The 25841-nt window shown below is 54.8% G+C and carries 22 protein-coding genes; 4 read left to right on the top strand and 18 right to left on the bottom strand.

Going from position 1 to position 25841, the window contains the following annotated elements; translation table 11 throughout:
• The 16 genes from DBY68_RS08880 to leuO all read right to left on the bottom strand — a co-directional run bounded on the left by DBY68_RS08880 (position 1) and on the right by leuO (position 18873).
• Positions 1-921 carry a D-alanine--D-alanine ligase gene (locus tag DBY68_RS08880; RefSeq protein ID WP_108475545.1) on the bottom strand — a complete coding sequence of 307 codons (921 nt, stop codon included), beginning with the start codon at positions 919-921 and terminating at the stop codon, positions 1-3.
• A complete protein-coding gene (murC, locus tag DBY68_RS08875; protein ID WP_108475544.1) occupies positions 914-2389 on the bottom strand; it encodes a UDP-N-acetylmuramate--L-alanine ligase in 1476 nt (491 codons plus the stop codon). The genes DBY68_RS08880 and murC overlap by 8 nt, the downstream gene beginning before the upstream one ends.
• 55 nt (positions 2390-2444) lie before the next feature.
• A complete protein-coding gene (gene murG / locus DBY68_RS08870; protein ID WP_108475543.1) occupies positions 2445-3512 on the bottom strand; it encodes an undecaprenyldiphospho-muramoylpentapeptide beta-N-acetylglucosaminyltransferase in 1068 nt (355 codons plus the stop codon).
• The gene (ftsW, locus tag DBY68_RS08865) at positions 3509-4753 is read right to left on the bottom strand and encodes a cell division protein FtsW (RefSeq protein WP_108475542.1); all 1245 of its coding nucleotides are present in this window, start codon (positions 4751-4753) and stop codon (positions 3509-3511) included. The genes murG and ftsW overlap by 4 nt, the downstream gene beginning before the upstream one ends.
• Positions 4753-6069: a UDP-N-acetylmuramoyl-L-alanine--D-glutamate ligase gene (murD, locus tag DBY68_RS08860; RefSeq protein ID WP_108475541.1), complete on the bottom strand. Its 1317-nt coding sequence runs from the start codon at positions 6067-6069 to the stop codon at positions 4753-4755. Before murD ends, ftsW begins: the two co-directional genes overlap by 1 nt.
• A 2-nt stretch (positions 6070-6071) precedes the next feature.
• The gene (gene mraY, locus DBY68_RS08855; protein WP_015965924.1) at positions 6072-7154 is read right to left on the bottom strand and encodes a phospho-N-acetylmuramoyl-pentapeptide-transferase; all 1083 of its coding nucleotides are present in this window, start codon (positions 7152-7154) and stop codon (positions 6072-6074) included.
• Positions 7148-8506 (bottom strand): UDP-N-acetylmuramoyl-tripeptide--D-alanyl-D-alanine ligase, encoded by a 1359-nt coding sequence (murF, locus tag DBY68_RS08850; RefSeq protein ID WP_108475540.1) that lies wholly within the window; start codon positions 8504-8506, stop codon positions 7148-7150. Before murF ends, mraY begins: the two co-directional genes overlap by 7 nt.
• A complete protein-coding gene (gene murE / locus DBY68_RS08845; protein ID WP_108475539.1) occupies positions 8503-9990 on the bottom strand; it encodes a UDP-N-acetylmuramoyl-L-alanyl-D-glutamate--2,6-diaminopimelate ligase in 1488 nt (495 codons plus the stop codon). The genes murF and murE overlap by 4 nt, the downstream gene beginning before the upstream one ends.
• On the bottom strand, positions 9977-11743 hold the full coding sequence (gene ftsI / locus DBY68_RS08840) for a peptidoglycan glycosyltransferase FtsI (protein ID WP_108475538.1): 1767 nt from the start codon (positions 11741-11743) through the stop codon (positions 9977-9979). Before ftsI ends, murE begins: the two co-directional genes overlap by 14 nt.
• A gap of 15 nt (positions 11744-11758) precedes the next feature.
• The gene (ftsL, locus tag DBY68_RS08835) at positions 11759-12124 is read right to left on the bottom strand and encodes a cell division protein FtsL (protein ID WP_015965928.1); all 366 of its coding nucleotides are present in this window, start codon (positions 12122-12124) and stop codon (positions 11759-11761) included.
• On the bottom strand, positions 12121-13062 hold the full coding sequence (rsmH, locus tag DBY68_RS08830; RefSeq protein WP_108475537.1) for a 16S rRNA (cytosine(1402)-N(4))-methyltransferase RsmH: 942 nt from the start codon (positions 13060-13062) through the stop codon (positions 12121-12123). Before rsmH ends, ftsL begins: the two co-directional genes overlap by 4 nt.
• Position 13063: 1 nt before the next feature.
• Positions 13064-13522: a division/cell wall cluster transcriptional repressor MraZ gene (gene mraZ, locus DBY68_RS08825; RefSeq protein ID WP_041686318.1), complete on the bottom strand. Its 459-nt coding sequence runs from the start codon at positions 13520-13522 to the stop codon at positions 13064-13066.
• Positions 13523-14112: 590 nt separating this feature from the next.
• Positions 14113-15117, bottom strand: coding sequence for a catabolite repressor/activator (gene cra, locus DBY68_RS08820; RefSeq protein WP_108475536.1), 1005 nt, complete (start codon positions 15115-15117; stop codon positions 14113-14115).
• Positions 15118-15294: 177 nt separating this feature from the next.
• Positions 15295-15786 (bottom strand): acetolactate synthase small subunit, encoded by a 492-nt coding sequence (gene ilvN, locus DBY68_RS08815; RefSeq protein WP_015965932.1) that lies wholly within the window; start codon positions 15784-15786, stop codon positions 15295-15297.
• A 2-nt stretch (positions 15787-15788) separates the two neighbouring features.
• A complete protein-coding gene (gene ilvI / locus DBY68_RS08810) occupies positions 15789-17513 on the bottom strand; it encodes an acetolactate synthase 3 large subunit (protein WP_108475535.1) in 1725 nt (574 codons plus the stop codon).
• 388 nt (positions 17514-17901) lie between these two features.
• Positions 17902-18873 (bottom strand): transcriptional regulator LeuO, encoded by a 972-nt coding sequence (leuO, locus tag DBY68_RS08805; RefSeq protein ID WP_108475534.1) that lies wholly within the window; start codon positions 18871-18873, stop codon positions 17902-17904.
• 778 nt (positions 18874-19651) lie between these two features.
• Between leuO and leuA the strand changes: the two genes are divergently transcribed.
• From leuA to leuD, 4 genes are read left to right on the top strand one after another with little or no spacing between them, the layout of a single operon-like run.
• Positions 19652-21223: a 2-isopropylmalate synthase gene (gene leuA / locus DBY68_RS08795; RefSeq protein ID WP_108475532.1), complete on the top strand. Its 1572-nt coding sequence runs from the start codon at positions 19652-19654 to the stop codon at positions 21221-21223.
• A complete protein-coding gene (gene leuB / locus DBY68_RS08790; protein ID WP_015965936.1) occupies positions 21223-22314 on the top strand; it encodes a 3-isopropylmalate dehydrogenase in 1092 nt (363 codons plus the stop codon). Before leuA ends, leuB begins: the two co-directional genes overlap by 1 nt.
• 2 nt (positions 22315-22316) lie before the next feature.
• Complete coding sequence (gene leuC, locus DBY68_RS08785; protein ID WP_108475531.1) at positions 22317-23717, top strand: 3-isopropylmalate dehydratase large subunit; 1401 nt, start codon at positions 22317-22319, stop codon at positions 23715-23717.
• A 10-nt stretch (positions 23718-23727) separates the two neighbouring features.
• Positions 23728-24333, top strand: a complete 606-nt coding sequence (gene leuD, locus DBY68_RS08780; protein WP_108475530.1) for a 3-isopropylmalate dehydratase small subunit — start codon at positions 23728-23730, stop codon at positions 24331-24333.
• 89 nt (positions 24334-24422) lie between these two features.
• Here the strand turns inward: leuD and DBY68_RS08775 are convergent, their stop codons facing one another.
• Together DBY68_RS08775 and sgrT are read right to left on the bottom strand one after the other, a co-directional pair.
• Complete coding sequence (locus DBY68_RS08775; protein ID WP_108475529.1) at positions 24423-25601, bottom strand: sugar efflux transporter; 1179 nt, start codon at positions 25599-25601, stop codon at positions 24423-24425.
• An 85-nt stretch (positions 25602-25686) separates the two neighbouring features.
• Positions 25687-25839, bottom strand: a complete 153-nt coding sequence (sgrT, locus tag DBY68_RS08770; RefSeq protein ID WP_108475528.1) for a glucose uptake inhibitor SgrT — start codon at positions 25837-25839, stop codon at positions 25687-25689.
• Positions 25840-25841: the final 2 nt, after the last annotated feature.

The raw sequence follows: 25841 nt of genomic DNA, 5'->3' as shown, positions 1-25841 counted from the left end.
TCACCCCGCCAGGTCCAGAATTCGTACTACCAGTTGCGAGAAGCTCATTCCCACCTGACGCGCCGCCATCGGCACCAGACTATGGCTGGTCATCCCCGGCGAGGTATTTGCCTCAAGGAGATAAAGCTGCCCGTCACTGTCCTGCATTACGTCAATTCGCCCCCAGCCATGGCAGCCAAGAACAGTCCATGCTTTTGACACCAAAGACTGCATTGCCGCTTCCTGAGCGTTATCTTCACAACCAGGACAGAAATACTTCGTCTCATCAGAGAGATACTTCGCATCATAATCATAGAAGGTTCCGGCAGGTTGGATGCGAATTGACGGTAAAATTTCTTCTCCGAGCACCGCAACGGTGAATTCGGGGCCACTGAGCCATTTCTCCACCAGAACTTCTTCATCATGTTGAAACGCCAGCGTTAACGCCTGGGTCAAATCACCACTCTCGTTAACTTTTGACATCCCAACGCTTGAGCCTTCACGGCTCGGCTTAACGATGAGCGGCAATCCAAGCGCTGTAAGTTGCTGTTTTACCTGGTCATTAAGCCCTAATTCAAATTCTTTTCGCGTGATCGCCACCCATGGCGCGACCGGTAAACCCGCGCCCTGCCACAGCAGTTTGCTGCGCAGTTTGTCCATAGAAATGGCCGATGCCATCACGCCGCTGCCGGTATAGGGTAGCTTTAACAGTTCCAGTAAACCCTGTAGCGTGCCATCTTCCCCGCCTCGGCCATGAAGTGCAATAAACGCTTTCTGAAAACCCATGTTTTTCAGCTGGGTAACATCAACCTCTTTCGGGTCGACAGGATGCGCATCGACACCCGCCTCACGCAGGCCAGCCAGCACGGCAGCCCCGGAGTTCAGCGAAACCTCACGCTCTGCGGAGGTGCCGCCCAGAAGGACAGCGATTTTATCAGCCATGACGCTCTTCCTCCTGTGTTTGCGGCTTGAGTTTGATTTCAGCTAAGTTACGCGCGATTTTGCCGATATTTCCAGCGCCCTGAATCAGCACTAAGTCGTTACCCGTCAACACCGGTGCCAGCATTTCAGCGACCTGAGCCGGGTCGGAGACCAGAATCGGATCAACTTTACCGCGACCGCGAATCGTACGGCACAGGGAGCGGCTGTCCGCGCCCGGAATGGGTGCTTCGCCAGCCGGATACACATCCAGCATCAGCAGCGCATCAACCTGCGTCAGCACGTTGGCAAAATCATCGTACAGGTCGCGCGTACGGGTATAACGGTGCGGCTGGAATACCATCACCAGATTTTTATCCGGCCAGCCCGCGCGCGCGGCTTTAATGGTGGCATCCACTTCCGTCGGGTGATGGCCGTAGTCATCTACCAGCATCGCAGTACCCGCTTTGCCGTTCACCTCGTCCAGCGGATATTCGCCGAGGAAATCGAAGCGGCGGCCTGTGCCCTGGAAACTTTCCAGCGCGCGCAGAATGGCATCGTCATCAATGCCCTCTTCTGTAGCAACCGCAACGGCGGCGGCGGCGTTCAGCGCATTGTGGCGACCCGGCGCATTCAGCGTGACGTGCAGGTTTTCTTTATCCTGACGCACCAGCGTGAAGTGCCCTTGCGGCCCCACCTGCTGATAATCCTCAACGCGCACATCTGCATCATCGCTAAAACCGTAAGTGGTGGTTTGACGGCCTACACGCGGCAGCAGCTCGCGGATCACCGGATCATCCACACACATCACTGCACGGCCGTAAAACGGCAGGTTGTGCAGGAAGTTGATAAACGTCTGCTTCAAATTCTCGAAGTCGCCCTGGTAAGTATCCATGTGGTCGGCTTCAATGTTGGTGACAATCGCCACCATCGGTTGCAGATGCAGGAACGACGCATCGCTCTCATCCGCTTCCGCAATCAGGTAACGGCTGTGGCCCAGACGTGCATGCACGCCTGCGGCTTTTACCAGACCGCCGTTCACGAAAGTCGGGTCCAGCCCGGCTTCCGCATAAATACTGGAGACCATCGCGGTGGTGGTCGTTTTACCGTGTGTCCCGGCAATGGCGATACCGTGACGAAAACGCATCAGTTCGGCCAGCATTTCAGCGCGGCGAATCACCGGAATACGCGCTTCATGGGCAGCAACAATTTCCGGGTTATCAGCAGAAATTGCCGTGGAGACCACGACCACGCTCGCATCGCGGACGTTTTCCGGGCGGTGGTTAAAGTAGATTGTGGCGCCCAGCTGCGACAACTGCTGCGTGACCGGGTTCGGCGCCAAATCGGAACCGCTGATCTGATAACCTTCGTTGGCCAGAACTTCGGCGATACCGCCCATACCGGCACCGCCGATACCCACAAAGTGAATGTGCCGGACGCGACGCATCTCGGGCACTATGGAACGCAGTTTCGCCAGTTGTTGTGTATTCATTCTCTCAACGCCATCGACTTCTAAAATTCGTGCAGCGCAACGCGCGCCGCGAGGGTTAAGCCTGAGCTGCCAGGCTTACTGCTTTTGCTACTCGCTCGGTTGCATCCGGGATAGCCGCCGCGCGTGCGCGTTCTGCCATTTCCAGCAGCGTTTTGCGGTCCCATCGTTCAAGCGTGGTGGCAACCGCTTCAGCGGTAAACTGCGGTTGCTCATAAATCTTCGCCGCACCGGCTTGTTCAAGCGGCAGCGCATTCCAGTACTGCTGTCTGTCTTTATGCTGGAACGGCACAAAGATAGCTGGCAGGCCTGCCGCCGCGATTTCGCTGACGGTCAGCGCGCCGGAACGGCACACCACCACATCAGCCCAGGCATATGCAGCAGCCATATCATCGATAAACTCGGTAACTTTATGCTGCGGCTCACCCGCTTCTTCATATGCCTGCTCGACGGTTTGCTGCGCGCCTTTACCGCTCTGATGCCAGATGGTTATGGTTTCGCCCAGCTTCGACGCCACCTGTGGCATGGTCTGATTCAGGATGCGCGCGCCCTGAGAGCCGCCAACCACCAGAACACGTACCGGGCCTTCGCGCCCCGCCAGACGCTGCTCCGGCAGCGGCAGCGCCAGCACATCGACGCGAACCGGGTTTCCCACCACTTCCGCATCAGGAAATGCGCCGGGAAACGCCTGCATCACGGTTTTCGCGATCTTCGCCAGCCATTTGTTGGTCAGGCCAGCAATGCCATTCTGTTCATGCAGCACGACGGGAATCCCCAGCGACCACGCCGCCAGACCACCAGGGCCAGAAACATAGCCCCCCATGCCCAACACGACATCTGGCTTAAAGCGCTTCATGATGGCGCGCGCCTGACGCCAGGCATTAAAGATGCGCAGCGGCGCGAGCAGTAACGCTTTTACACCTTTGCCACGCAAGCCAGAAATACGAATAAAGTCGATTTCGATACCGTGTTTCGGCACGAGATCCGCTTCCATACGATCAGCGGTACCCAGCCAGCGTACTTGCCAGCCCTGGTCCATCAAATGGTGCGCAACCGCCAGCCCGGGGAACACATGCCCGCCGGTACCGCCTGCCATCACCATTAACCGCTTCGTTTCACCGCTCATCTGGAACCTCGGGTAAACGCCTGGGCTTTTTCCAGACGTGTTTCATAATCTATACGTAACAAGAACATAATTGCCGTCGACATAATCAGCAGACTGGAACCGCCATAACTGATAAGCGGCAGTGTCAGACCTTTAGTCGGCAGCATACCGGCTGCCGCGCCGACGTTAACCAGCGCCTGGAAGCTAAACCACACGCCAATGGCGCAGGCCAGAAAACCGGCGAATCGCTGATTGAGTTCCAGCGCTTTACGCCCAATGGACATCGCGCGGAAAGCGACGAAGAATACCATTAAAAGCGCCAGTACCACACCGATATAACCGAGTTCCTCGCCGATAATGGCGAAGATGAAGTCGGTATGCGCTTCCGGCAGATACTCCAGTTTTTGCACCGAGTTACCCAGCCCTTGTCCCCACATTTCACCGCGACCAAAAGCCATCAGCGATTGGGTAAGCTGGTAACCACTACCAAACGGATCTTCCCACGGGTTCCAGAACGAGGTCACACGACGAATACGGTATGGCTCGGCGAGGATCAGCAGAACCACTGCCGAAATCCCCATCCCAATAATGGCGATGAACTGCCACAGCTTCGCGCCAGCCAGGAACAGCATCGCAAGGGTTGTGACGAACAGTACAACGACCGTACCGAGATCCGGCTGTGCCAGCAGTAAAATCGCCAGCACGAAAATGACACCCATCGGCTTTAAAAAGCCGCGCAGATTGTTACGTACTTCGTCGGCTTTACGCACCAGGTAGTTGGCGATGTAGCAGAACAGCGACAACTTGGTGAACTCCGCCGGCTGAATACGCAGCGGGCCGAAGGCAATCCAGCGCGATGCCCCGTTAACCGAGCTACCGACGACCAGAACAATCAACAGCATGACGATAGACGCAATCAGCATCGAGGTGCTGTAGCGCTGCCAGAACTCCATCGGCAGGCGTAACGTGATCATGGCCAGCGCAAACGCCAGAACGATGTAGAGACCATCACGTTTGGCGAACAGGAAAGGATCGTTCGCCAGACGCTGACCAACCGGCATGGATGCCGAGGTCACCATAATGAAACCGATCGCCGCCAGGCCGAAGGTTAGCCACAGCAGGGTGCGATCGTACATCACCAGACTGTCGTTATCCTGTGCCCGGGAGCCCATCACCCAGCCTTTCAGCGCGGCAAATACCCACGCCAGGATGAACAATCCTGGCAGGCGAGGCATTTTCAGGCGCGGGAGGGATAAACGCATCAACCTAACTCCTTCGCCAGTCGTGCAAACACGTCGCCGCGTTGCTCAAAGCTTTTAAACTGATCGAGGCTGGCGCAAGCCGGTGACAGCAGCACCATATCCCCCGCTTTCAGTTGCGGCGCAATGGCGCGCATGGCCTGTTCCATCGTCTCCGTTTCGGTGGCGATCTCCGGGCGCAATGCGGCAAGCTCGCTACCGTCGCGGCCAAAGCAGTAAAGACGAATATTATCCCCGGTCAGGTAGCGAGCCAGCGGGCTGAAATCAGCGGATTTCCCGTCGCCCCCCAGCAGCAGCCAGAGCGTGCCGTCAACGTGTAAGCCGTTAAGCGCGGCTTCCGTACTGCCGACATTGGTCGCTTTTGAGTCGTTGATCCAGCGAACGCCATTGTGATTCAGCACCACCTGGAAACGATGTGCCAGCCCAGCGAAGGTGGTCAACGCCTTCAGGCTACTGGCTCGCGGCAGGCCGACGGCATCCGCCAGCGCCAGCGCCGCCAGCGCATTACTGTAATTATGCTGGCCGGTGAGGGTCATCTCTTTGACGTTGAGAACTTTTTCACCTTTTACACGCAGCCAGGTTTCACCCTGCTGGCGATTCAGGTGGTAATCCCCGACATCAACGCCAAAGCTCACGCAGCGCTCATCCGCGCCGCGAATCGGCATGGTCAACGCATCATCAGCGTTCACCACGCAGATTTTGGCATTTTCATAGACGCGCAGTTTGGCAGCACGGTATTGCTGCAGGCCAAACGGATAGCGGTCCATATGATCTTCAGTGACGTTAAGAATGGTTGCCGCCGCAGCCTGCAGGCTGGACGTGGTTTCCAGTTGGAAGCTTGAAAGCTCCAGAACATAAAGTTCACGCGCCGGGTCAAGCAGCATCAGTGCGGGCAAACCAATATTGCCGCCAACACCGACGTTTACGCCCGCCGCTTTCGCCATTTCGCCGACCAGCGTGGTAACGGTACTTTTGCCGTTTGAACCGGTAATGGCCACAATCGGCGCTTGCGCTTCACGGCAGAAGAGTTCGATATCACCTACTATCTCGACGCCAGCGTCAGCCGCTGCGCTCAAAGACGGGTGCGCCAGCGCGATGCCGGGGCTGGCGACAATCAAATCCGCAGCCAGTAACCAGTCATCATTCAGACTACCAACGTAACGCTCAACCTCTTCCGGCAGTTTATCCAGCCCAGGGGGAGTGGCTCGCGTATCCATCACGCGCGGCGTTACGCCACGCGCCATGAAGAAATCGACGCAGGAGAGCCCGGTCAAACCAAGACCGATAATGACAACATTTTTACCCTGGTAATCTGCCATGATTAACGCACCTTCAGCGTAGCCAGGCCAATCAGGACCAGCATCAGCGAAATAATCCAGAAACGCACAATAACGCGCGGTTCCGGCCAACCTTTCAGTTCATAGTGGTGATGAATCGGTGCCATACGGAAGATGCGCTGACCGCGCAGCTTGAAGGAACCGACCTGCAAAATTACCGACAGCGTTTCAACCACAAACACGCCGCCCATAATCACCAGCAGGAATTCCTGACGCAACAGCACGGCGATAATGCCCAGCGCGCCGCCCAGCGCCAGCGAACCGACGTCGCCCATAAAGACCTGCGCCGGATAGGTGTTAAACCACAGGAAGCCCAACCCCGCCCCGACAATCGCAGTGCAGACGATAACCAGCTCCCCCGCATGCCGCAGATAAGGAATATGCAGATAGTTAGCGAAGTTCATGTTACCGGTCGCCCAGGCCACCAGCGCGAAACCACCGGCAACAAAGACGGTTGGCATAATCGCTAAGCCATCCAGACCATCCGTCAGGTTAACCGCGTTACCGGTGCCAACCACGACGAAATAGGCCAGCAAAATGTAGAACAGCCCCAACTGAGGCATCACATCTTTAAAGAACGGCACCACCAGTTGGGTGGCGGGAGTATCTTTGCCGGCCAGATACAGCGCGAACGCTACGCCCAGCGCAATCACCGACATCCAGAAATATTTCCAGCGCGCAATCAGGCCTTTAGTGTCTTTACGGACAACTTTGCGATAGTCATCGACAAAACCAATAATGCCGTAGCCCACCAGCACCACCAGCACACACCAGACGTACGGGTTGGACGGATAAGCCCACAGCAGCACGGAAACCACAATCGCGGTGAGGATCATGATCCCACCCATTGTCGGCGTGCCGCGTTTACTGAAGTGCGATTCCGGGCCGTCGTTACGCACGACCTGGCCGAAGGAGAGTTTCTGCAAATGGGCGATCATGCGCGGGCCCATCCACAATGAGATGAACAGCGCGGTCAGCAGGCTGACAATGGCGCGAAACGTCAGATAGGAAAAGACGTTAAAGCCGGAATAATATTTGACCAAATGTTCGGCCAGCCAAACTAACATGTCCCGTTCTCCTGTAATGCGCGTACTACCTCTTCCATGGCGGCACTACGTGATCCTTTCACCAGAATGGTGAGGGTTTGCTGTTCATTAATGAGCGTTTTAAGACGCGCAACGACTGCTGCTTTGTCGGTGAAATGCTCGCCGACGCTGCTGGCAGAACTGATTGCCTGACTTAATTGACCAACGCTTAAGACTTTATCGATGCCCGCCGTTTTCGCGGCTTCGCCAACCTGTATGTGGCACGCTTCACTTTCCGCACCCAGTTCGGCCATATCGCCAACCACCAGCACGCGATAACCCGGCATCTCTTCGAGCACCTGCACCGCGGCGGTCATCGAACCGACGTTGGCGTTGTAGGAGTCGTCGAGCAGCAGTTGGGTGTCACTCAGGTGAATGGGGAACAGACGCCCCGGAACGGAAGTCAGCTTCGCCAGCCCGGCTTTCACCGCGTTTAAGTCTGCACCTACCGCCATCGCCAGTGCCGTGGCGGCCAGCGCGTTGGCGATGTTGTGGCGACCCGGCAGCGGCAGCAGTACGTCGACATCACCGGTAGGCGTTTGCAGCGTAAATTCTGTGCCATGGCTGGTGACGTGGATATTGGTGGCCGTGAAATCGCTGTTCGCCGCATTCGGCGAAAAGCGCCACACTTTGCGCGAGCCAATAATCGACTGCCAGTTCAGCCAGTCGTTGTTGTCGGCATTCAGAATCGCGATGCCGTTAACCGGCAGGCCGGTGAAAATCTCACCCTTGGCTTTCGCCACACCTGCCAGCGAACCGAATCCTTCTAAATGTGCTGCCGCGAGGTTGTTCACCAGCGCCGCTTCCGGGCGAGTCAGGCTCACCGTCCAGGCGATTTCACCCTGATGGTTGGCTCCCAGTTCAATCACCGCGTATTCATGTTCTTTCGTCAGGCGCAGCAATGTCATCGGCACACCGATGTCATTATTGAGGTTGCCCGCGGTATACAGCGTGTTGCCGCACTGGCTGAGAATGGCGGCGGTCATCTCTTTTACCGACGTTTTGCCGGAGGAGCCGGTCAGCGCGACAACGCGCGTTGGTACCTGCTGGCGAACCCATGCCGCCAGTTCACCAAACGCCAGACGGGTATCTTTCACCACCAGTTGCGGCAGGTCGATATCCAGTTTACGGCTGACTAACAGCGCGCCCGCCCCACCCTCTTTCGCTTTTTCAACGAAATCGTGGGCATCGAAACGCTCGCCCTTCAGCGCCACAAACAGGCAGCCTGGTGTTAATTTACGCGTATCGGTGGTGACATCGTCGATACGCAGGTCAGAACCGTTCAGTTCGCCGTGCAGGATGCCTGCCAGTTCGCTAAGCGTTACGCTAATCATGCGATCACTCCCAGCAGACGCGCTGCGGTTACACGGTCGGAATAGTCGAGACGTTGAGTGCCGACAATTTGATAATCTTCATGGCCTTTACCGGCCAGCAACACCAGATCATCAGGCTTCGCCTGCATGATGGCGTTAGTGACCGCTTGCGCACGTCCTTCCACCACTTTGGCGTGGCCGGCATCAAGCATGCCCGCCAGAATGTCGTTGATGATGGCTCGCGGCTCTTCGGTACGCGGATTGTCATCGGTAACGACCGCGATATCCGCAAACTGCTCGGCAATCGCGCCCATCAGCGGACGCTTGCCTTTATCACGATCGCCACCGCAGCCAAAGACGCACCAAAGCTTGCCAGCGCAGTGCAGACGCGCCGCTTCGAGCGCTTTTTCCAGTGCATCCGGCGTGTGAGCGTAATCAACGACGACTGTCGGTTTACCCGGCGCGCTAAACACTTCCATACGCCCGCAAACCGGTTGCAGGCTGGACGCGGTTTTCAGCAGATCCGCCAGCGGATAACCCAGTGCCAGCAGTGTAGCCAGCGCCAGTAACAGGTTGCTGACGTTGAATGCGCCCATCAGACGGCTTTCGATTTCACCGTTACCCCAACTTGAGCTGAAACGGATGGTTGCGCCGCTGTCGTGATAGTTCACCTCGGTCGCTTTTAACCAGCGCCCGTGGCAATTCGGGTTGATGTGGTCTTCCATCGACACCGCAACCGCGTCCGGCAGTTTTGCCAGCCAGCGACGGCCCACTTCGTCGTCGGCGTTAACAATCGCCTGACCGCAGTGGTGCGTGGAGTAGAGCAGCCATTTCGCCGCTTCGTAATGTTCCATATCACCGTGATAATCAAGGTGATCGCGGCTCAGGTTGGTAAATACAGAAGCCGCAAATTTCAACGCCGCCACGCGGTGCTGAACCAGACCGTGGGAAGAGACTTCCATTGCCGCAAGCGTCGCGCCCTGGTCTGCCAGGCCGGAGAGTACATGCTGAACATCAACCGCTGAACCGGTGGTATTTTCTGTTGGGATCACTTTACCCAGCAGGCCGTTACCGACCGTGCCCATCACCGCACTGGTTTCGCCCAGCAATTGCCCCCACTGCGCCAGCAGTTGGGTGGTGGTGGTTTTACCGTTGGTTCCGGTCACGCCCACAAGGCGCAAACGGTCAGAGGGTTCATGGTAAAAGCGCCCGGCCAGAGCCGATAAACGCTCCGTTAACTGGCTGAGGTAGATAACCGGGACGCCGTGCATTTCACGGATTTCGCCATCGGTCGCTTCATCTTTTGCCTCGGCTATAATGGCAGCTACACCTTGCGCAATTGCCTGCGGGATATAACGACGCCCGTCCGCCTGATGACCAACCACCGCTACGAAGAGATCGCCCGATGCAGCCACACGGCTGTCGAGTGTCATCTCTCGCAGTGCTCGCTCCGGCGCATTTGGCACCCATGGAGCGAGAAGGTCGCGCAAATTACGATCTGCCACCTGTTCCCTCGCCTTGATTAATCACAAATTCACTTTTTTCGCCCGTTGCCAGCGCATCCGGCTCGATGTTCATGGTGCGCAGAACGCCGCCCATGATGGCACCGAAGACCGGCGCGGAAACGGCGCCGCCGTAGTATTTACCTGCCTGCGGGTCGTTGATGACCACCACCAGCGCGAAACGCGGCTGGCTGGCTGGCGCAACGCCCGCGGTGTAAGCAATATATTTGTTGATGTAACGCCCGTCTGGCCCCACTTTTTTCGCCGTACCGGTTTTGATGGCGATGCGATAGCCTTTGATCGCTGCTTTCACGCCGCCGCCGCCAGGCAGCGCCACGCTTTCCATCATGTGAACCACGGTACGTACAATGGATTCCGGGAAGATACGTTCGCCAGGAACCGGGGGGTCAACTTTGGTTATCGACAGCGGACGGTAAATCCCGTAGCTGCCTATCGTTGCGTAGACTCGCGCTAACTGTAACGGCGTTACCATTAGCCCATAGCCGAAAGAGAAGGTGGCCCTCTCTATGTCAGACCACCGTTGTTTTTGAGGATATAAGCCACTGCGTTCTCCGACCAACCCCAAATTGGTCGCTTTTCCCAATCCAAAACGTGAGTAAGTCTCTACTAACGCTGAGGACGGCATCGCTAACGCCAGCTTGGAAACACCGACGTTACTCGACTTCTGTAGTACCCCGGTCAGGGTCAATTCGCTGTAGCGCGCCACGTCTTTAATTTCGTGGCCGTTAATCCGGTAAGGAATGGTATTCAGCACGGTGTTTTCGCGCACCACGCCACGCTGTAAGGCGGTCATCACCACCATCGGTTTAACCGTTGACCCCGGTTCAAACACGTCGGTAATGGCGCGGTTACGCATGGTGTCTTTAGCCGTGCCGGAGAAGTTGTTCGGGTTATAGGATGGGCTGTTCGCCATCGCCAGCACTTCGCCCGTGTTTACATCCACCAGCACTGCACTGCCCGATTCCGCTTTGTTAAACGCCACGGCGTTGTTCAGTTCGCGGTACACCAGCGCCTGTAAGCGTTCATCGATACTCAACGCAAGGTTGTGCGCCGCCTGGCTATCCGTTGAGGAGATATCCTCGATAACGCGCCCGTAGCGGTCTTTACGCACGATACGTTCGCCCGGTTGCCCGGTCAGCCATTTATCAAAGCTCTTTTCGACGCCTTCGATCCCCTGGCTATCGACGTTAGTGAAGCCAATGAGATGAGAGGTAACTTCGCCTGACGGATAGTAACGGCGCGACTCTTCGCGCAGATGAATGCCCGGCAGTTTGAGTTTTTTGATGTAGTCCGCCATGTCAGGGTTAACCTGGCGAGCAAGGTAGATAAAGCGCCCTTTCGGGTTAGCATTGATACGGCTCGCCAGTTGATCCAGCGGCAGATTCAGCGCGGTGGAGAGCGCATTCCAGCGATCGCCCACGCTCACGCCACCCGCATCATGCACTTCTTTCGGGTCGGCCCAAATCGCTTTTACCGGTACGCTCACCGCCAGCGGACGGCCAGAACGATCGGTGATCATGCCGCGAGAAGTTGACACTTCCTGAACGCGCAGGGAGCGCATATCGCCCTGGCGCACCAGCATATCCGGGTTGATTATCTGCAACCAGGCAACACGTCCCAGCAGGAAGCCGAGAGCCACCAGAATACAGCCGCACAGCAACGCAAAACGCCAACTGATAAAGTTGGCCTGTTCTTCCTGACGTTTTGGTTTAAGCGTCTTTCCCGCTGCTTTCATGCGTTGCGATAATCCTTATTTCTGTACAACTATGTTTTCTTTTGACGGATCAACATGTTGCATTTGCAACTTTTCCGTGGCGATACGCTCAACCCGGCTATGATCGCCGAGGGCGTTCTCTTCTAAAATCAGGTTGCGCCATTCGATATCCAGCGCATCACGTTCCAGCACCAGCTGCTCACGCTGCGCGGTTAACAAACGGGTATGGTGCGCCGTCGTCACCACGGTGACAGCCGTAACAATGATGCAAATGAACAGGCAGAGTGGCAGCTTCCCAAACCGCAAAAGATCGTCTCCGATAACGCCAGGCAAGGCATGGCGCTCGTTACTTCCAATCGATCCCTTAACTTTGCTTAGGGCTTCTGTCACTCTGCTGATCATGCGTTCGTCCTTTCTGCGATACGCAGTACTGAACTACGGGCACGTGGATTTTCAGCCACTTCTTCTTCGCCCGGCATCAACTTGCCTAATGCTCGCAAATGACGGCCACCCAGTTTCCTGAGTTGCTCTTCGGTCATCGGTAACCCTGCCGGAACCTGCGGACCGCGGCTTTGTTCGCGCATAAAGCGCTTCACAATACGGTCTTCCAGCGAGTGGAAACTGATAATCGACAGCCGCCCACCCGGGGCCAGCACGTCGAGCGAGCCTTTTAGCGCCTGCTCTATCTCCTCCAGTTCACTGTTTACCCAGATGCGCACCGCCTGGAAGGTACGGGTCGCGGGATGTTTAAATTTGTCTTTCACCGGCATCGCCGCCGCCACTACTTCCGCCAGTTCTTTGGTGCGGGTCATGGGTTCAATGCGGTTACGTTCAACGATGGCGCGAGCAATACGCTTGCCGAAACGTTCTTCGCCGTAGGTTTTAATCACCCAGGCGATATCCGCTTCGTCCGCTGTTTGCAGCCACTCGGCGGCAGACTGGCCACGCGTTGGATCCATGCGCATATCCAGCGGCCCGTCGCGCATGAAAGAGAAGCCGCGCTCAGCATCGTCAAGCTGCGGTGATGAGACACCAAGATCGAGCAGAATACCGTCGATCTTGCCTGTAAGTTCGCGCTCACTAACATAATCAGCCAACGCGGAGAAAGGCCCATGAATGATGGAGAAGCGAGGATCATCAATGGTGTTTGCGACGGCAATAGCCTGCGGGTCGCGATCGATAGCCAGCAGTCGCCCCTGCTCGCCAAGCTGCGAGAGGATAAGACGCGAATGGCCACCGCGACCAAAAGTACCATCAATGTAGATACCATCCGGACGAATATTCAGGCCGTTGACGGCGTCGTCCAGCAGTACCGTTTTATGTTTAAAAGTTTCCATCATTTTATAAGGACAAATCCTGCAACCGTTCCGAAAGCGCGTCTGAAGCGGTTTGCTCAGCGTCGATATCTTCCCTGACCCGTTGATACCAGGTCGTTTCATCCCACAGTTCAAACTTATTGAACTGCCCGACCAGCATCACTTCTTTTGTCAATCCGGCATGTTGCCGTAAAACCGGTGCGATCAAGAGCCGCCCCGCGTTATCCATTTGGCATTCGCTGGCATGCCCTAACAACAACCGCTGTACGCGGCGCTCTGCGGGATTCATGCTCGACAAACGCGAGAGTTTTTGCTCGATGATTTCCCATTCGGGCAGGGGGTAAAGCAACAGGCATGGGTGATGGATGTCAATGGTGCACACCATTTGACCGGTAGCGTTCTCAATCAGCGTATCCCGATACCGGGTAGGGACGGCTAAACGCCCTTTGCTGTCGAGATTAACTAACGTTGCCCCCCGGAACATGCCAGCTTCACCCCTTCTCGCCACTTTAACCCACAAATTCCCACCTGAAGGAGTTTACGGAGCAGAGGAAAAGCTTGTCAAGCCAGCATCTATGCCAACGGAGCTTAAAAACCCACTGTTTGCGGCCATTAATAGCCCCGATTAAATTCCGTACTACTGTCGAGGCAAATTAACGTCATGAATATGTGTAAGAAAAAAACTCAACAGATTCGTAACATTTTAAGGTCACTAAATATCGTCAATAGAATATATAAAGTGTCAGTTTGCGACGCGGACGGCATTTTAGGACATTCTGATGCCCGTTAACAGTCCTTGTTATGTCCGTTATCGGTATTTAAAAGGCTTGTGTGGCGCGGCGCGGAGCACGGTCTGAAGAAGTGGCTGTTATTTCAGCATTCACTGATGTGAATGTAACAAAATAATTCATAATCGAGTTAATTTTACTTTCTATTTACTTAATCGACGGCGTATCAAACGGATAATGCGGTAAATGAAATAAGAACCTTAAAAAAATGAGGATTATTCTGAATAATATAAGGCAGCTAATGATCTGGCGATAAAGACATATTAAGGCTCTATCGCCAGCAGGATTAACGACGGCTCAGGCTACCCCGACGGTAGAGGTTACGACGGATACGGCTCAGACCTGGCTTCGGTTTACGCGGTTCATCAAGGCTTGCCAGAACAATCTCCAGCACGCGTTCGGCGACATCGCGATGACGCTGCGCCACAGCAAGCACCGGGCATTGCAGGAAATCGAGCAGTTCATTATCGCCAAAGGTCGCAATCGCCAGTTCCGAAGGCAGCTTCCCTTCGCGACGCAGCGTCACATCCATCACGCCCTGCAACAAGGCAAATGACGTTGTGAACAGCGCATCCGGCATGGGATGGGTTTCCAGCCACTTTTCAAACAGCGCCGCCGCGGCTTCGCGTTCATAACTATTGGCATAAAGATAGTGCACTTCGCGAGGGTCATCTTTCCACGCGGTACGGAAGCCCTGCTCACGCAGGAAGCTGACAGAGAGTTCCGGTAATGCGCCTAAATAGAGAACCGTTTCTGCCGGGAATTTGCGCAGCTCTTCCGCCAGCATTTCAGCATCGTCCTGATCGGCTCCGACAACGCTGGTGAAATGTTCGCGATCCAGCGCGCGATCCAGTGCGACGATGGGGAATGAGTCATTCGCCCAACGCTGATAGAAAGGATGTTCCGGCGGCAGAGAAGTGGAAACGATAATGGCATCGACCTGACGTTGCAGCAGATGCTCAATACAGCGCATCTCGTTGTCGGGCTGGTCTTCAGAGCAGGCGATCAACAACTGATACCCGCGCTGGCGCGCCTGGCGTTCAAGATAGTTCGCAATGCGGGTGTAGCTGGTGTTTTCCAGGTCGGGAATAACCAGCCCGATGGAACGCGTGCGTCCCGCACGTAATCCGGCAGCGACGGCGTTAGGATGGTAGTTATGCTCGCGCACGACTGCCATCACTTTTTCGACTGTTTTATCACTGACGCGATACTGCTTGGCCTTTCCGTTAATCACATAGCTGGCGGTGGTTCGTGACACACCGGCAAGCCGGGCGATTTCATCCAGTTTCACAATTGCCCCTTGCTTAACTTGTACAATCCATAACCATTGTTAAATTATGGAATAAAATTTATAACATCTAACCGCAGAATCCTGGCAGCGGCAATAGCTTTTGTTCGCAGTTACTGCCCGTTTCGCAAAAAAAAGCCCAACACGACGCTGGGCTACGTAAAACGGATGAGTTCTGCACTAACGCATGATCTTATCGCCGCGCGACAGCCCCACGACACCGGAACGCGCCACTTCAACGATTCTGGCGACATCGCGCAGCGACGCGAGGAAGGCATCCAGCTTGTCGCTGGTGCCCGCCAGTTGAACGGTATAAATAGAGGGCGTGACGTCAATAATCTGCCCGCGGAAGATTTCCGTATTGCGTTTCACTTCGTCGCGCCCGTATCCGCTGGCCTGCACTTTAACCAGCATAATTTCACGCTCAACGTACGCGCCCTGGCCGATTTCATTCACCCGTAACACATCCACAAGCTTGTGCAGTTGCTTTTCAATCTGCTCAATGGCTTTGTCATCGCCGACCGTTTGAATGGTCATGCGTGAAAGCGTTGGATCATCGGTTGGCGCAACGGTCAGGCTCTCAATGTTGTAGCCACGCTGAGAGAAAAGGCCAATCACGCGCGACAACGCGCCCGATTCGTTTTCCAGTAATACAGATAATATCCGGCGCATAATCAGGTTCTCTCCGTTTTACTCAACCACATCTCGTCCATTCCGCCACCGCGAATATGCATCGGATAGACATGCTCACTGCCATCAACCGCCACATCGACAAACACCAGACGGTTACTGCGCACCTGCTCCAGCGCCTGCGCGAGTTTGCTTTCCAGCTCATCAGGCGTCGTAATGCGGATCCCCACGTGCCCATAGGCTTCCGCCAGACGCACGAAATCCGGCAACGATTGCATATAGGATTGTGAGTGGCGACCGGAATAGATCATGTCCTGCCACTGCTTCACCATGCCGAGGTAACCGTTATTCAGGTTCAGCACCAGCACCGGCAAGTTGTACTGCAAGGCGGTGGAGAGTTCCTGAATATTCATCTGAATACTGCCATCACCGGTCACGCAGATGACCGTTTCGTCCGGCAGCGCCATTTTCACTCCCAGCGCGGCGGGCAGGCCAAAGCCCATCGTGCCGAGACCGCCGGAGTTGATCCAACGGCGCGGTTTGGCAAAGGGATAATAGAGTGCGGCGAACATCTGATGCTGCCCCACGTCAGAGGTGACGTAAGCCTCACCTTCTGTCAAACGCCAGATCGTTTCGATGACCGCCTGTGGTTTGATTTGATCGCTGTTTTTGTCGTAGCTCAGGCAGTGACGCGCGCGCCACTGTTCGATCTGTTGCCACCAGTCGCGGATCTCATCCAGCGGCTGCTGCGCATCTTCTTGATCCAACAGTTCCAGCATCTGCTCCAGCACCAGCCGCGCATCGCCAACGATCGGAATATCCGCTGCGACGGTTTTCGAGATCGACGTCGGATCGATATCAATGTGCAGCACGGTGGCATCCGGGCAGTACTTCGCCAGATTGTTGGTGGTGCGATCGTCAAAGCGCACGCCAACGGCGAAGATGACATCGGAGTTGTGCATCGTCATGTTGGCTTCGTACGTGCCGTGCATGCCCAGCATCCCCAGCGCCTGCTGATGCGTGGCGGGAAATGCGCCGAGCCCCATCAGCGATGACGCCACCGGCAGATTCAGTTTTTCAATAAGCGTGCGTAACTGTTCATGACACCCGGCGTTGACCGCCCCGCCGCCAACGTAAACCACCGGTTTTTTGGCCGCGACCAGCGTTTGCAGCGCGCGCTTGATTTGCCCTTTATGCCCGGTGGTCGTCGGGTTATAGGAGCGCATGCTGACCGAATCAGGATAGTGATATGGCAGCTTATTCGCCGGGTTGAGAATATCTTTTGGCAGATCCACGACGACCGGGCCAGGGCGGCCGCTGGCTGCCAGCCAGAAGGCTTTTTTCAGCACACCCGGAATATCTTCCGTCTGCTTCACCAGGAAGCTGTGTTTCACCACCGGGCGGGAGATCCCCACCATGTCGCACTCCTGAAAAGCGTCATAGCCAATCAGCGAGGTCGCCACCTGACCGGAAAGCACCACCAGCGGGATAGAGTCCATATATGCGGTGGCAATACCGGTAATCGCGTTGGTTGCGCCTGGCCCGGATGTCACCAGCACCACACCCACTTCGCCGGTCGCGCGCGCAAGACCATCCGCCATATGTACCGCCGCCTGCTCATGGCGCACCAGCACATGATCGATTCCGCCAACAGTATGTAGCGCATCGTAGATATCGAGGACCGCGCCCCCAGGATAGCCAAAGACCTGCTTCACGCCCTGATCGATTAACGACCGGACGACCATCTCGGCGCCAGACAACATCTCCATGGTTTGCCTCCAGGCTGATATTTTGATGATGGCAGAACTCATTTCCGCGCAATCATGCCGCACGGTCAGCCAACTGACCGCGCAGACTTATGTCATTACCCTAATCCAACAACATAACCGCTCATCATCAGGCAGGCAATCGGCGTAACTACGGAGTCTTAAAGGGGAAAAAGCAGAAAAGAGAGCAAATAACAATAAAGGCGGTGGAATCATTCAACGATAAGAAAAGCGTTTGGCAGATACTCGGAGGAATACGCGTTTCGTAGCAAAACCTCCATTTTTTTACGCTCGCAGACAAATCGCCGCGAATAACAACAGAATAAAATTCTTTATTTTATATCCAATACAAAACAAACCGGATGCTTTCGCATCCGGTGATTGTTCATGATTACTGATGACGACAAACATTAATCAGTAACTCTTCCATCCACTGATGACCGCGGTCTCTGCCAGCAGCCTCATGCCAGGAAAGGAAGCACGTACGGCTATTTACCTTCATTGGCAGCGGCAGAACCTGCAGCGCCAGTTTCTCGGAAAACTCTTCAGCCAGCCAGCGCGGTGCAATGGCGACAAGATGTGTTTGCGACACCACATTTAATACGCTGATCAACGCCATCCCCTGATAGGCAATACGGCTTTGTTTATCCGGCGTGTCATACCACGGCTGGCTAAAGGACGCGTAGCGATCCAGCGCTACCACGGCATGCTCTTCCTGGTAAACCAGATTTTCAGTCAACGGCCCATTAATGCGCGGATGTTTTTTACTGACCACCAGCACCATCTCATCATTAAATAACGGTACACAGGCAAATTCCGGGCGACGGAACTCTTCATATCCCAGAACGAATTCAATTTCCTGGTAGCGTAGCTGATGTTCGGTATTCTGGTTTAAGGATGACTTAAATACTAAATGAATATTCGGCGCTATTTCTGCAACGCGGTTAAAAATAATCGACGTTAAATAATTATCCAGTGGGCTACATACGCAAAGATTAAAGACGCGTTCGCTGCTAACAGGTTCAAAACCCGATCCTGGCAGTTCGTTTTGCACCAGTTGTAAGGCCTGGCGAACAGAACCGAAAAGCTGGAATGCACGAGCGGTCGGTTGAATACCACGACCATAGCGCACAAATAGCTCATCATTAAACATTACCTTCAAACGCGCCACTGCGTTACTGACTGCGGGCTGCGACATTCCCAGCATATGCGCGGCACGAGTAATGTTTTGTTCCTGCATGACGGCGTCAAACACGGTCAGCAAATTGAGGTCAACCATTCTAAGTTGAGGTTTGCTGCTTTCATGAAGATTACCGCTATGCTGTTCCGGTTTCATTACTACACTTTCTGACTCCACTGTCATGCTAAACTCCCTTTGCAAAATCGCAGAAATATATTATGACAATATGATTTACCATGCATATAAGATCCAAAAAAGAGAAATTGATAAAATTAGGAATTCATAAAGGCCAGAGAGGCACCGATTGCTCCGGTCAATAATGGCATTCACATCAAAGAAACTAATTGCAAATAGTTTACCCATAGATTTGGTAAATAAACAACAGCACGAATAATTAACGATACTTTAAGTTTTATTAAACTGTTATATTTCGCATTGAAAATCATTAACGTTTTCTTAGCAATTTCCCTTCTGATACATTCACAATAAAAATGTTTAAGAACAAGAAATGCCATTGAATCAGAGCGATAAGTTAGCCCCCTGACGGTGACAATATCGTAAGCAATTAGCAGCAAATATTTTTATTTGCGACAAAATATAAAAATGATTACCCGTCCAAAAAAGGATCCTCTGGAATTTGTGACATTCGTCAGCACAATAAGCTAATTTAACCCCCAACCAAAAAGGTCATTGGCAGAGGCTTTTAACCACCGGGTATTGACATCAATCATCATATCCAGTACCACTAAAAGCATATCGAATTCATCTGGAGCATGACGACAATGATCCGCACTACTCGTTTCAACGGTCTACTACTACTAAACGCCTCTTTTGTGCGCGGTAGACTGCTGGACGACGTTAAGCGTTAAGTCATCATCCAGTAAGCATCAGAACCCGCGCCGTTGCGCGGGTTTTTTTTCGCTCGTAGCAAGGCGCCCCAAGTGAACTAAGGACCTCAAACATGAGCCAACAAGTCATTATCTTCGATACCACCTTACGTGACGGCGAACAGGCGTTACAGGCAAGCCTGAGTGTAAAAGAAAAACTGCAGATTGCCTTCGCCCTTGAGCGTATGGGCGTCGACGTGATGGAAGTCGGGTTTCCGGTCTCTTCACCGGGCGACTTCGAATCGGTACAGACCATCGCGCGTAGCATCAAAAACAGCCGCGTCTGCGCATTAGCCCGCTGTGTTGAGCACGACATTGACGTGGCAGCCGAATCCCTGAAAGTGGCGGAAGCATTCCGTATTCATACCTTTATCGCCACCTCGCCAATGCACATCGCCACCAAGCTGCGCAGCACGCTGGATGAGGTGATTGAACGCGCGGTCTATATGGTTAAACGTGCGCGTAACTACACCGACGACGTCGAGTTCTCTTGTGAAGATGCGGGCCGTACCCCGATTGACCAGTTAGCGTGCGTAGTCGAAGCGGCAATTAACGCTGGGGCCACCACCATCAATATCCCGGACACCGTGGGCTACACCATGCCGTTCGAGTTCGGCAACATTATTACCGGCCTGTATGAGCGTGTACCGAACATTGATAAAGCGATTATCTCCGTTCACACCCATGACGATTTAGGTCTGGCCGTTGGCAACGCTATCGCCGCAGTCCACGCCGGCGCGCGTCAGGTCGAAGGCGCGATGAACGGTATCGGCGAACGTGCCGGTAACTGCTCGCTGGAAGAGGTCATCATGGCGATTAAGGTGCGCAAAGACATCATGAATCTGCACACCAACATCAACCACCACGAAATCTGGCGTACCAGCCAGACCGTCAGCCAGATCTGCAATATGCCGATTCCGGCGAACAAAGCGATCATCGGCAGCGGCGCCTTCGCCCACTCCTCCGGTATTCACCAGGACGGCGTGCTGAAAAACCGCGAAAACTACGAAATCATGACCCCGGAATCCATCGGCCTGAATCAGGTGCAACTGAATCTGACCTCACGCTCAGGACGTGCGGCAGTGAAACACCGCATGGACGAGATGGGCTACAAAGAGTCCGACTACAGCATGGATCAGCTGTACGACGCCTTCCTGAAGCTGGCAGACAAAAAAGGCCAGGTCTTTGATTACGACCTGGAAGCGCTGGCGTTCATCAACAAGCAGCAGGAAGAGCCAGAACATTTCCGCCTGGACTACTTCAGCGTGCAGTCAGGCTCCAGCGATATCGCCACCGCCTCGGTCAAGCTGGCGTGCGGTGATGAAGTGAAAGCCGAAGCCGCCAACGGCAACGGCCCGGTCGACGCCATTTACCACGCGATTAACCGTATCACGCAATACGACATCGAACTGGTGAAATACGGCTTGAGCGCCAAAGGCCACGGCAAAGATGCGCTGGGCCAGGTGGATATCGTCGTCACCCACAATGGTCGTCGCTTCCACGGTGTCGGCCTGGCGACGGATATCGTTGAGTCCTCCGCGAAAGCAATGGTTCACGTGCTGAATAACATCTGGCGCGCCGCTGAAGTCGAAAAAGAGTTACAACGCAAAGCTCAGAATAAAGAGAACAAAAAGGAAACCGTGTAATGTCGAAGAATTACCATATTGCTGTGTTACCAGGTGACGGTATTGGCCCGGAAGTGATGACACAGGCTTTGAAAGTACTGGAAGCGATTCGTCAGCGTTTCGATATGCGCATCACCACCAGCCACTACGACGTGGGCGGTATCGCGATTGATAATCACGGTACACCGCTGCCGAAAGCCACCGTGGAAGGTTGCGAGCAGGCTGACGCCGTGCTGTTTGGCTCCGTAGGCGGCCCGAAATGGGAACACCTGCCGCCAAACGATCAACCTGAGCGCGGGGCACTGTTGCCGCTGCGTAAGCATTTCAAACTGTTCAGCAACCTGCGTCCGGCAAAACTGTATCAGGGGCTGGAAGAGTTTTGCCCGCTGCGCGCCGATATTGCCGCCAACGGTTTCGACATTCTGTGCGTGCGTGAACTGACCGGCGGTATCTACTTCGGTCAGCCGAAAGGCCGCGAAGGCAGCGGTCAGTATGAAAAAGCGTTTGATACCGAGGTGTATCACCGTTTCGAAATCGAGCGTATCGCGCGCATCGCGTTTGAATCAGCGCGTAAACGCCGTCACAAAGTGACTTCAATTGATAAGTCCAACGTGTTGCAGTCCTCCATTCTGTGGCGTGAGATCGTTACCGAAATTGGCCGTGAATATGCGGATGTGGAACTGAACCACATGTATATCGACAACGCCACCATGCAGATGATTAAAGATCCGTCGCAGTTTGACGTGGTGCTGTGCTCCAACCTGTTCGGCGACATTCTCTCTGACGAATGCGCGATGATCACCGGCTCAATGGGCATGCTGCCGTCCGCCAGCCTGAATGAGCAAGGTTTTGGCCTGTATGAACCTGCGGGCGGTTCTGCGCCGGATATCGCCGGGAAAAATATCGCCAACCCGATTGCCCAGATCCTGTCGCTGGCGCTGCTGCTGCGCTACAGCCTGGATGCTAACGACGCGGCGGATGCCATTGAAAACGCGATTAACCGCGCGCTGGAAGAAGGTATCCGTACCGGCGATTTAGCACGCGGCGGCGCGGCAGTCAGTACTGATGAAATGGGCGATATCGTGGCCCGCTATATCGCTGAAGGGGTGTAATCATGGCAAAGACGCTGTATGAAAAATTGTTCGATGCCCATGTGGTTTATGAAGCGCCCAGCGAAACACCACTGCTGTACATCGACCGTCATCTGGTGCACGAAGTGACGTCTCCTCAGGCGTTTGACGGCCTGCGTGCGCACAATCGCCCGGTGCGTCAGCCGGGTAAAACCTTCGCCACTATGGATCATAACGTTTCGACGCAAACCAAAGATATCAATGCCTCCGGCGAGATGGCCCGCATCCAGATGCAGGAGCTGATTAAAAACTGTAAAGCGTTCGGCGTTGAGCTGTACGACCTGAATCATCCCTATCAGGGCATCGTGCACGTGATGGGGCCGGAACAGGGGATCACCCTGCCGGGCATGACCATCGTCTGTGGCGACTCCCACACGGCCACCCACGGCGCGTTTGGCGCGCTGGCGTTTGGTATTGGCACCTCCGAAGTGGAACACGTGCTGGCGACGCAAACCCTGAAACAGGGCCGCGCCAAAACCATGAAGATTGAAGTGAAAGGCACCGCCGCACCGGGCATCACCGCAAAAGATATCGTGCTGGCGATTATCGGCAAAACCGGCAGCGCCGGTGGTACCGGATATGTGGTTGAATTCTGTGGTGACGCCATCCGTGCGCTGAGCATGGAAGGCCGTATGACCCTGTGTAATATGGCGATTGAAATGGGCGCTAAAGCGGGTCTGGTCGCCCCGGATGAGACCACCTTCAACTACGTGAAAGATCGCCTGCACGCGCCGAAAGAGAAAGATTTCGACGATGCTGTCGCGTACTGGAAAACCCTGCATACGGATGAAGGTGCGAAATTTGACGCCACCGTCACCTTGCAGGCAGAAGAGATCGCTCCGCAGGTCACCTGGGGCACCAACCCTGGTCAGGTGATCTCGGTAAATGACAATATCCCTGATCCGGCGTCGTTTGCCGATCCGGTTGAACGCGCATCAGCGGAAAAAGCGCTGGCCTATATGGGTCTGAAATCTGGCGTGCCGCTGACGGAAGTGGCGATCGATAAAGTGTTTATTGGTTCCTGTACCAACTCGCGTATTGAAGATTTGCGTGCGGCGGCAGAAATTGCCAAAGGGCGTAAAGTCGCACCCGGCGTACAGGCACTGGTGGTGCCAGGCTCCGGCCCGGTGAAAGCGCAGGCGGAAGCGGAAGGTCTGGATAAGATCTTTATCGAAGCAGGCTTTGAGTGGCGCTTACCGGGCTGCTCCATGTGTCTGGCGATGAACAACGACCGCCTGAATCCGGGCGAGCGCTGCGCATCCACCAGCAACCGTAACTTTGAAGGCCGTCAGGGCCGTGGTGGCCGCACGCATCTGGTCAGCCCGGCAATGGCAGCGGCAGCCGCCGTTAGCGGTCACTTCGCCGATATTCGCAGTCTGAAATAAGGAAACCATCATGGCAGAGAAATTTACCCAACATACCGGGCTGGTGGTTCCGCTGGACGCGGCGAACGTCGATACTGACGCCATCATTCCGAAGCAGTTTTTGCAGAAAGTGACGCGCACCGGCTTTGGCGCGCATCTGTTCAACGACTGGCGCTTCCTGGACGATAAAGGCGAGCAGCCAAACCCGGAATTCGTGCTGAACTTCCCGGTTTATAAAGGCGCGTCTATCCTGCTGGCGCGGGAAAACTTTGGCTGTGGCTCCTCGCGCGAGCATGCACCGTGGGCGTTAACCGATTATGGCTTTAAAGTGGTCATTGCCCCAAGCTTCGCTGATATCTTCTACGGCAACAGCTTTAACAACCAGCTGCTGCCAGTGACGCTTAGCGATGCGGAAGTTGATGAACTGTTCGCGCTGGTACAGGCGAATCCGGGCATCACCTTTGAGGTGGATCTGGAAGCGCAGGTGGTGAAAGCGGGCGACAAATCTTACAGCTTTAAGATTGATGACTTCCGCCGCCACTGCATGCTGAATGGTCTGGACAGCATCGGCCTGACGCTGCAACACGAAGACGCTATTTCGGCGTATGAGAATAAGCAGCCGGCGTTTATGCGCTAGTGCTGCTACGCCTTATCCGGCCTACAAAGGATTCACGTCCGTAGGCCGGATAAGCGCAGCGCATCCGGCAACCAAAGAGCGCAACGCCTTTAAACGTCCTTCACCCGGCTGGTCATAAACAGCGTGACCAGTGAAATTCCGGCAATCACCCAATACACCATCGCATGACCAAAACTCTGTGCAATGGCCCCCTGGATAACCCCGGCCAGAATCACGCCCGTGGAAATACTGTTGGTAAAGAGCGTCGTTGCCGAGCCCGCACGCCCCGGCATCAGATCCTGGAACCACAGCATGCCAATCCCGGCGACAATCCCGATAAACACCGCGTTGAACAGTTGCAAAATCAGCAGTGCCGTTTCGCTGTGGAACAGTATCAACCCGACATAAAACAGCACGCCAAAGGCCACCGATGTCACCATCATACGACGCTTGCCAAAGCGTTTGACGTAATACCCCGCGAGGATCATCGCCGGAATTTCCAGCCCGGCGGCCGTGCCCATCAGGATCCCCGCCAGCTTGTCCGGCAGACCGAGATCGCTACTGATCCACAGCGGCATATCGATGATATACATGGTATTACAGGTCCACATCAGCGTAGACGCGATAAACAGCATCCGTACGTTAGGATCGTTCCAGCCGCTCACCTGGGTGATTTCAACGTCCGCCGCCTGTTCAATACGCGCCACCGAGGGCAGCATCAGCGCAATCATCGCCAGGCTGATGGCAAAAATCCCGGCGGCAATGGCGAACATCATCGTAAAGCCATAATTCAGCGCCAGCATAAACGCCAGCGGCGGGCCAATGACCCATGCCAGCGAAAGCTGCGCACGCATCACCGAGCTGAACATGACCACTTCCCGCGCTGAACTGTCGGCATATTCACGCGCCAGCGCAAACAGCTGCGGCATCGCGGCGTTAGCGATTGAAGCCAGCAATACACCGCAGGTGATCAGCGTTAAATAGTGGCGATTAAAAGCAAACAGCAGCGCGTTCCCCACCGCCATCAGGCAGCAGAACATAATAAGCTTGCGACGATCGCCCTGGCTGTCGGAGCGTTTCGCCAGCCACAGGCTAACCAGAATCCCGGCGATGGCGTTGACTGTGTAAAACAGCCCCACCCAAAATGGCTGAGCGCCGACTTCCCGGCTAAGAAACAGGCTCAGCGTCGGCGCCTGAAGCGCCCCCGCGACACCCATCATAAACGCCACCAGCATAAAGGCCGCGTAGACACCGTTGAGACGTCGTCCCATCGTCATAATCCAGAGCATGAGAAATCCTTTAGCGCGCGAGAAATAAAAAAAGCCAGCAGATAATACCTGCTGGCAAATACTCAGTCACACATGATTTGGCGATTTAGTGTTCAGAGGTCGAGCGCGTAACCTCCCACTGCATCAGATCATCAAGCATTATGAATCGCATCCCTGCCATCTGGCGGGCCAGCCAGGAAACATGACGTGTTGCGTAAAAATAGTGTTGATAAAACTGACCTGTGGTTGACCTCTTCATAT

The sequence above is a fragment of the Pseudocitrobacter sp. RIT415 genome (assembly GCF_003057695.2).
GTDB lineage: Bacteria > Pseudomonadota > Gammaproteobacteria > Enterobacterales > Enterobacteriaceae > Pseudocitrobacter > Pseudocitrobacter faecalis.
Note: the sequence above shows the minus strand (reverse complement) of the source record. Positions and strands in the feature narration are given on the sequence as shown.